1 protein-coding gene and 2 pseudogenes are annotated in these 2,096 nt (G+C 38.7%); 1 reads left to right on the top strand and 2 read right to left on the bottom strand.

Annotated features, from left to right (window positions below; all coding sequences use genetic code 11):
• Positions 1-128: 128 nt before the first annotated feature.
• Positions 129-335, bottom strand: a pseudogene (locus MSP8886_RS21745) (transposase); the annotation flags it as partial.
• Between the two features lie 318 nt (positions 336-653).
• Positions 654-1,355, bottom strand: coding sequence for a helix-turn-helix transcriptional regulator (locus tag MSP8886_RS21740; RefSeq protein ID WP_067021195.1), 702 nt, complete (start codon positions 1,353-1,355; stop codon positions 654-656).
• Positions 1,356-1,578: 223 nt separating this feature from the next.
• Here MSP8886_RS21740 and MSP8886_RS22045 point away from each other — a divergent pair.
• Positions 1,579-1,844 (top strand): annotated as a pseudogene (locus MSP8886_RS22045) (transposase); the annotation flags it as partial.
• Positions 1,845-2,096 lie beyond the last annotated feature (252 nt).

Below are 2,096 nucleotides of genomic sequence, written 5' to 3'. Positions count from 1 at the left end.
GAAGAAGAACGACGGGTATAGGGTTTGGTCATGGGTTGGACTCCGTTATCGGTGATGAGATGAAAACGGAGTCCAGTTTAGAGTGCGAAAAGATGGGATGAAATAACGGCGTAGAATGAACGCTTACGCTGCAAATACAGTAACCCTGCCATTAAGCGAGTGGGTAACGCAGCGGCACCGACCGTCGCGAAATGCGCTCCCAATTTGTCATCCAACAAGTTCCAATCAATGATCTTAGCCAGTCTTACTAAATGATGATTGAGGTTAATGATGTCTACGAGCTGAGGTTGGAATAAATCCTTTTGCGGTATAATCTTTGTCTGACGAGGCTTCATAAAACTCACCCATTCTGCAACTTTTTAGGTCTAAAGGCGTATTTATCGTGAGATTTAGGTATTAACTATCTTATAAAAATACTTTATATTCAATGGGTTGAGAATTATTCAGGGGCGACTAAATACATTAAATTCAATAGGTTGTGAGTTTTTCAGGGACGACTATCTAGGCTTTGGCTCAATATAGAATGCCGTATCAGATTAACCCAATATCGGTTCGATTTCTTATTGTTGAATAAGTAAATGAAGGCGGGAAGTATAGTGAGCATAGAATTGTTACAGAGCGCGAAGCAGACCGATTATAGTATCAGCCCACAACTATATTAGGCTTAGTTCTGTGTATCTACGAATGGCTTGTTTGAAGTTACTGGCGTTTATCTTTTTACACAAATTTGAGACATGATACTTTACTGTCACATGCTTGATACCAAGGATAATGGATATTTCTGAGTACGTTTTTCCCATGCAAGCCCAATGCAAGACTTCTTTTTCACGTTCAGTGATATGTATAGGTTTCAGATCTCTTTGAACTTGTTGTGATAGCAATGCAACAACCTGTTGATGGATATCAATCAACACCATTTGTAATTTGTCCTCACAAGCATTAACTAAGTTATGAAACTCCGTCTCATTTTCGATACCACACACAGTCAATGCGGCAAAGTTATTGAGGTGATCATGCAAAGTAAAAGTATATCCTGTTACCATATTCTTTTTTTTACTAGCATCAACTTCCACTTTTTTAATATCTTCAAATTTAGTGGAGTTCTCATCAAACCATGAGAAAGGCGCTATTGATTTTCTAGCGTGCTTAATTATGGGATCTTCTTTGTACAGTTTATCTTTCTTATATTTCACCAACCAAGCATTTGGAAAGTTTGAAATCATTGCATGTGATGACATCTCTTTTTTAGAATAAATTACGTAAGAAAAGTAATGTATACTAAAGCAATTCAATTTTTCAGAAATGGCTTTTAGCATTTTTCTGCTTAGCAGAATTTCAAAGTCAGCATAATTCATTTCATACTCTAATATATTTCACCCTAGCTATATTTCACCATTGTAACTCTACATGCAGTATTGTTTAAGTTTATTTTTGAAATAAAAGCACTTCTGACCTGCTCTTCGTCATCTAGTCCAGCCTACACTGAGTAATAGTCATCCAACCAAGGAGATGATGAACATGAAAAAGCGATTAAATGAACAAAAAATCATTGCCATTTTAAAATAAGCGAAAGCTGGTATTCCCGCCCGAGAGCTTTGCCGCAAGCATGGGGTCTCGGATGCGACATTTTATACATGGCGTAAAAAGTATGCTGGCCTAGATGTATCTGAAACCCGACGTCTTAACATTCTGGAAGAGGAAAATGCTCAACTCAAAAAGTTGCTGGCTGAGACACTACTCGATACGCAAGCCCTGAAAATTGCTCTCAGCCAAAAATACTGGACGTCGAGGACAAGCGCAAGGCTGTGAAAGTTATTCAAGAAGGCCCCCAGCTTTCAGAACGCAGCGACAATAAGATCTGCAAATCTTTTAATGTGTGTAGCTTCGGGTGGAACAAGGATCTCTCATGTGAAAATGTCGTGCCCCACTTCGGAGGCTTCAATTATTCATTTTACAATAAAAACAATAACGGCGTTTTTCAAGGTAGTTGTCGCCTAAAATAATTAGGCAGCGTCTTTGTGTTGCTCTGGATTTAATTCCACATCACCTATTGGCTGCCAGTTTCTTTCTGCTTTTGACCAACGCTCAGGGCGTTC

Source organism: Marinomonas spartinae (assembly GCF_900089775.1).
Lineage (GTDB): Bacteria > Pseudomonadota > Gammaproteobacteria > Pseudomonadales > Marinomonadaceae > Marinomonas > Marinomonas spartinae.
The sequence above is the reverse complement of the archived record's forward strand: the minus strand, read 5'-3'. Positions and strand labels throughout refer to the sequence as shown.

What these genes read in the sequence shown, in the direction of transcription:
- MSP8886_RS21740 (WP_067021195.1), bottom strand. Translation starts at nt 1,355, where the DNA reads ATGAATTATGCTGACTTTGAAATTCTGCTAAGCAGAAAAATGCTAAAA.